Below are 5952 nucleotides of genomic sequence, written 5' to 3'. Positions count from 1 at the left end.
CCGGAGGAATGCGTGGGGGCTGCGCCCGTGAAGCATCGAGTCCGGACCGTGAGATCGGGCCGGCCTCTCCGCCCCGATCTCCGCTGCCGCGTTCCCCAGAGCCTTCTCCGGCAGGTTTCGCTCAGTCCGATGAATCCGAATCCTGATTCTGAGTGGCCGACCCGGCGCGACGGCCGGCCTACCGCGTCCAGATCAGCGTGACGCAGTCGCTCGATCCGCCGCTCATCGCGCCCTCGCCCACCCCCGTCGCGTTGAACTGCGGCGGAAGCTCGCCCGTCCGGTACGTCTCGATACCGGCGATCATCGACGGATCCAGCAGCGCGTCGAGCCCCTGCTTGAGCACGCGGCTCACCCGCCCGCCCGGCATCGCGCGTCCCGGCACCGTCACGCGCGCACCGTCGATGTAGAGGTTGTCGGTGCAGATCGCGCGCCCGGAGTACCGGCCGATGTCGGTCATCATCGTGGGCGCCCAGCGGTTCAACTGCTCCTCGGACACATATGCGCTCGGCGGCGCCGCGCCGTATTCCCGCCGCTCGTAGAAGCCGGTGCGCTCCAGCCGCATCACGGTGTCGGCGGGCCCGCGGGCAATGCCGCGCGCTCGCGTATGCACCGTGGGCAACTGCGGGAGAATGGCGTCGATCGTGAGCGTCACCGGCGTCGTGTCCCGCACGGCATTCTGCACGGGGTAGGTGCGCATCAGATAGCCCACCTTGCGAACGCGCAGGAACGCACCGGACGTGTCGAGCGGGAGCGCCACCGTCCCCGTGCTCGTGGTGATGGCCGAGAGGCCGGTGAACACGTCCTTCACCTCGACGCCCGGGATGGGTTCGCCGGTCTGGTCGTCGAACACGCCGATCACTCGCAGGTGCACGGCGATGCTGTCGGCGGGGCCGGCGGCGGATTTGTGCTGGGCGCGCGCCCGTGGAGCGACGCACACGAGCGCGGCCAGGGCCAGCGCCGAGGCGTGCCGGATGAACGGAATGGGGGGTCTGTTCATGGGTGGATTCCCGTCGGGGTCACACGGAGCATAGCGGCCGGCCGCCACGGCGCGGCACCGAATCATTCCGCATAGGTGCCCAACCGACGCCGACTTGCGGCCGCCGGCCAATCACCCCCTTCCCCCACCCTGATTTTCGGTGTTTATTCGGGTATGTCAGGCGCCGTTGCCCAGGACCTTCTCGCCCTCCGTGCCCTTCTCGAAGAGCGTTTCCCCGATGCCTCGCCCATCACTCGGCGAGCCACCACCCAACTCGCCACGGGCATCGGCGAGCTGGACCGCGCGCTGCCCAGCGGCGGGCTCCCGCGCGGCCGGCTTTCCGTATGGGCCCCGCAGGGCGGCGCCACGGCCATTCTCCGCGCCGCCTGCCAGGGCGTTCTCGCCGCCGGCGAACGCGCCGCCTGGATCGACAGCGTGGGCACGGTGGCCGGCGCGTTCTGGGACGAGGGGCCACTGCTCGTCCGCCCGTCCAGCCGGCTCAATGCGCTGAGATCCGCCGAGGAGCTGCTGCGCTCGGGCGGCTTTGCGCTTGTCGTATTGGCCGGCGCCGAGCCCAGGGGACAGGAGACCGTCCGTCTCACCCGCGCCACGCGCGACGGCGGGAGCGCGCTCGTCGCGCTCACCACGCACGCCGCGATGTCGGCGCTCAAGCTCACCTCGCGCATCACTCCCGCCGACTACCGCTACAGGCGCACGCCGTTCGGCGATCCCGCCGAGATCACGCACGCCCGCGTGCGCATGGACGCGGTGGCGCTCGGATGGAAGGCGCACGCCGAATTCGTTCTTCCGGTCACGCATCATGAGTTACGTCTGTCTCTGGAGCCCGAGCTGGCCGACCGGCGCGGCGCTTCCCGCTGATCTCGTCACCGCTCTGCTGGAACACACGCCGCGCGTGAGCGTCGGCGTCGGCGGTCGCGTGTGGGCCGACGCGCGCGGACTCGACGCGGGCACGCTGGCCGTGGCACTGCTCGACGTCGCGCAGCGCCACGGCTTTGCCAACGCGCGGGCCGGCGCCGCCACCACCGTGATCGCCGCCCAACTGGCGGCCACGCAGGGCACGGCGCCGTTCGCCGTGGTGAGGCCGGGCCACGACCGCGAGTTCATCGCGCCGTTTCCCATCGACGTGCTCGAACCCTCCACGCTGCTCGATCACCTGCTCGACGGCATCGGCGTGGAGACGCTCGGCGCGCTCGCTGCGCTGGATGCCGAACACATAGAAGTGCGGTTGGACGCCGAAGGCGTGCGCCTGTGGAAGCTCGCGCGGGCCGACGATCCGCGGCTGCTGTTCGCGTTGCCCGCCCGCGCGCTCCCCAGCGCCTCGGTGGAGTGGGTGGACTACGCGCTGCGCGACGCCGAGCGGTTGACGTTCGTGGTGAACGCGCTGGCCGGCACCGTGTGCGCCGCGCTCGCCGGCGGCGGGCAGCGGGCGCGCGAGCTGTCGCTCGCCTTCTCGCTCGCCGACCGCACGGAGTTCGCGCACCGCATTCGTTCGGCGCGGCCCACCGGCAGCCAGAAGGCGTGGATGCGGCTCATCCGCGCGGCGCTCGACCGCATCACGCTGCCCGACGCGGTGACCGGCGTGACGCTGCGCGTGGAGTCGGTGATCGGCAACGACGGCATGCAGGGCGATCTGTTCGACAAGGGGTTCGCCAGCGCGCCGCAGGTGGAGCGCACCGTGTCGCAGTTGATGGACGATCAGGGCGACGTGGTGCTCACGCCAAATAACTCGGCGCATCCGCTGGTGGACGCGCGCACGGAGTGGACGCGGGAGGATCCCGCAGTGGCGGCAACGAGCGGGGAACGCGGCGTGGCCAAGGCACAGAGCGGAGCGAAGCCCACGCCACGTCTCACCCTGCAGCTCGTGTCGCCGCCGCGGCCCGTGTCGGTGCGCACGGCGGAGCGCCGCGACCATCAGGTGCCGGTGCAGTATCGCGACGGCGGCACGTCGTACGCGATCGTGGAGGCCGCCGGCCCCGAACGCGTGTCGGGCGGACAGTGGGAGGTGCCGTACGCGCGCGAATATTTCCGGTGCGTTCGCGAGGACGGCACGCTGGTGTGGTTGTATCGGGATGCGGTGGGAGGTTCGCAGGTGGCGGTTGGCAGTTCGCAGTTCGCGGTTGGCAGTTCGCAGTTGACGGTTTCCCCTCCTACCCCCCTACCGTCCTACCGTCCTACCAGTTGGTACCTGCACGGCTGGTGGGACTGACCCGTGCCGTACGTGGAGCTTCGCGGGCACACGGCGTTCTCGTTCGGTGACGGCAGCGCCACCCCCGAAGCGCTGGTCGCCAGAGCCCATGCCCTCGGTTACCGCAAACTGGCAATAACCGACCACGCAGATCTTGGCTCTCTGGTCCGCGCGCAGCTTGCCGCGCGGGCGTGCGATCCGCCGCTGGAGCTGATCGCCGGCGCGGAGATCAACGTGGACGGCATGCCGGCCGCGTTCCTGGCGCGCAACGCGCAGGGGTATCGCAACGTCGCCGCGCTCGTCACCGCGGCGCGCGTGGGCAACTGGACCACCTGGGACAAGACCGCGCAGCGCCACCGGCGCGGGCGGTCCGGCGTGACGTGGGCGCAGGTGGCGCAGCATGCCGAGGGCGTGCATGCGCTCACCGGGCCCGGGTCGGGGCCGCTCGCGTCGCGCATCCGGGCCGGCGACGACGACGGCGCGCGTGGTCTGCTGGGCGCTTGGCACGAGCTGTTCGGCGAGCGGCTGGCCGTGGAGGTGCAACTGCACCACACCGGGGGCGCGGAGGCGGCGCTGGCCGGCGCGTTGGTGTCGCTGGCCGAGCGTGAGCGCGTGCCGTGGGTGGTGACGCACGATCCGCGGTACGTGGACGAGGCGGGGCGGCTGGTGCACGACATGCTCACCGCGCTGCGCGCCGAGCTGACCATTGACGAGGCGGCGGCGCGCGGCGTGCTGCACCCCAACGGCGATTGGCGGCTGTTGGCGCCGGTCGAGATGGAGCGGCGGTGGCGGGGGCGCACCCAGGGATTGTGCGAGAGCGCGCGCATCGCGGCCGAGTGCGAGCCTCTGGACTTCGCGTGGATGCGCCCGCCCATGCCCACGTTCGCCGTGCCGGTTGGGCACGACGACATCAGCTTCCTGCGCGAGCAGGCGTACGTGGGAGCACGCGAGCGGTGGGGCGGCGTGGTGTCGCCCAGGCAGGCGGCGCAGATCGAGCACGAGCTGGCGGTGATCGGCAAGCTCGGCTTCTCGGGGTTTTTTCTGGTGATGTGGGACGCCGTGCGGTTCGCGCGGGAGCGGGGGATTCTCTGTCAGGGGCGTGGGAGCGCGGCCAATTCGGTGATCGCGTTCTGTCTGGGGATCACGGCGGTGGACCCCGTGGAGCACGGGCTGTTGTTCGAGCGCTTCCTGAGCGAAGTGCGCGTGGATGGAAAGGCCGAGGCGCCCGACATCGACGTGGACTTCGAGCACGACCGGCGCGAGGAGGTGCTGGACTACATGTACACGCACTACGCGCGGGCCCAGGCGGCCATCGCGTGTACCGTGCAGACCTATCGCGCGCCCAACGCCGTGCAGGACGCGATGCGTGCGTTCGGGTATCCGCCGGAGTTGGCCGTGTCCATCTCCAAGCGACTGCACCATGCCGAGCCCGCGGAGGCGGCGGAGACCATCCGTGATGGGCTGGGCGCCGAGCAGGGGCTGGATGTGAGTGACGCGCGTGGGAGGGCGCTGTTGAACGGGATCGCGGCGTTCGATGGAGTGCCGAGGATGCGGTCCACGCACGTGGGCGGGTTCGTGCTGTCGGCGCAGCCGTTGGGGAGCTATCTGCCCATCGAGCAGACCGCGATGGGGCGGACCATCGTGCAGTTCGACAAGGACGATCTGGATGCCGTGGGCGTGCCCAAGTTCGACTTTTTAGGATTGGGCGGGTTGTCGGCCGTGCGGCGGGCGTTCGACGTAATCGAGCGGCGGGTGGGGGAGCGTCCGGCCATGTACACCCTGCCGTACGACGACAAGAAGACGTATGAGCTGATCCAGAGCGGCGAGACCATCGGCACCTTTCAGATCGAGAGTCGGGCGCAGATCGGGTCCATTTTGAAAACCAAGCCCGACCGGCTGTACGACATCGTGGTGCAGGTGGCGTTGATACGGCCGGGGCCCATCCAGGCGAAGTTCGTGAATCCGTATACCGAGCGGCGGCTGGGTCGTGAGCCGGTGACGTATCTGCATCCAGGGCTGGAGCCCATTCTCAAGCGCACGCAGGGGATCCCGATCTTCCAGGAGCAGGCCATGGCCATTGCCATGGCGTTGGGCGGATATACCGGCGGTCAGGCCGACGAGTTGCGGCGGACCAGGGGGAATATCAGGAAGAAGGAGCGGCTGGTGGGGGCGCTCACCAGGCTGCGGGTTGCCATGGTTGACCGTGGCATTGAAGCCGAGATCGCGGACCGGATCTGCGCCGACCTGGTGAGCTTTGCGAATTACGGGTTTCCCGAATCGCACGCGTGGAGCTTTGCGCTCATCGCGTATGCCACGGCGTGGCTCAAGGCGCACTACCCTGCCGAGTTCTTTTACGGATTGCTGAACTCATGGCCGATGGGGTTCTATCCCGTGTCCACGTTGATTCACGATGCCAAGCGGCACGGCGTGCCGCTGCTGCCGCCGTGTTTGAGGGATGGGGATTGGGAGTGCAGCGTGGAGGAGACGGAGGACGCAGGCCGGCCGGCGTTGCGGATCGGGTGGCGGCACGTGCGGGGGGTGGGGACGCGGGTGATCGACGCGCTCAAGGACGCGCGGTTGACCGGACCGTTCATCTCGATTGCCGATGTGGTGCGGCGGGCGCGGCTGAGCCGGGCGGATGTGTTGGGGTTCGCGCGGGCGGGGGCGTTCGGCGTCTGGGCGCCGGACCGGCGGCATGCGGCGTGGGAGGGGCTGAGGGCGGTTGGGGACATGCTGCCGCTGGCGCCGGCGTCACGGGAGTTGCACAGCC

At 70.1% G+C, this 5952-nt stretch carries 4 protein-coding genes; 3 read left to right on the top strand and 1 reads right to left on the bottom strand.

The genetic code is table 11. The annotated features are described in order from the left end of the window. Window positions 1-178: 178 nt before the first annotated feature. Entirely contained in the window at window positions 179-997 is an 819-nt protein-coding gene (locus VNE60_11355; protein HVB32114.1) for a hypothetical protein, read from the bottom strand. 153 nt (window positions 998-1150) lie between these two features. On the opposite strand from VNE60_11355, the gene VNE60_11350 reads away from it, so the two are divergent. The 3 genes from VNE60_11350 to dnaE form a co-directional block, all read left to right on the top strand. Beyond that, window positions 1151-1855 carry a hypothetical protein gene (locus tag VNE60_11350; protein HVB32113.1) on the top strand — a complete coding sequence of 235 codons (705 nt, stop codon included), beginning with the start codon at window positions 1151-1153 and terminating at the stop codon, window positions 1853-1855. Next, entirely contained in the window at window positions 1797-3203 is a 1407-nt protein-coding gene (locus VNE60_11345; GenBank protein ID HVB32112.1) for a hypothetical protein, read from the top strand. Before VNE60_11350 ends, VNE60_11345 begins: the two co-directional genes overlap by 59 nt. Before the next feature lie 3 nt (window positions 3204-3206). Further along, a partial coding sequence (gene dnaE, locus VNE60_11340; protein HVB32111.1) for a DNA polymerase III subunit alpha occupies window positions 3207-5952 on the top strand: 2746 nt, incomplete at its 3' end.

Source organism: Gemmatimonadaceae bacterium, from assembly GCA_035533755.1.
Classification (GTDB): domain Bacteria; phylum Gemmatimonadota; class Gemmatimonadetes; order Gemmatimonadales; family Gemmatimonadaceae; genus JAGWRI01.
The sequence above is the reverse complement of the archived record's forward strand: the minus strand, read 5'-3'. Positions and strand labels throughout refer to the sequence as shown.

What these genes read in the sequence shown, in the direction of transcription:
- VNE60_11355 (HVB32114.1), bottom strand. Translation starts at nt 997, where the DNA reads ATGAACAGACCCCCCATTCCGTTCATCCGGCACGCCTCGGCGCTGGCC.
- VNE60_11350 (HVB32113.1), top strand. Translation starts at nt 1,151, where the DNA reads ATGTCAGGCGCCGTTGCCCAGGACCTTCTCGCCCTCCGTGCCCTTCTC.
- VNE60_11345 (HVB32112.1), top strand. Translation starts at nt 1,797, where the DNA reads ATGAGTTACGTCTGTCTCTGGAGCCCGAGCTGGCCGACCGGCGCGGCG.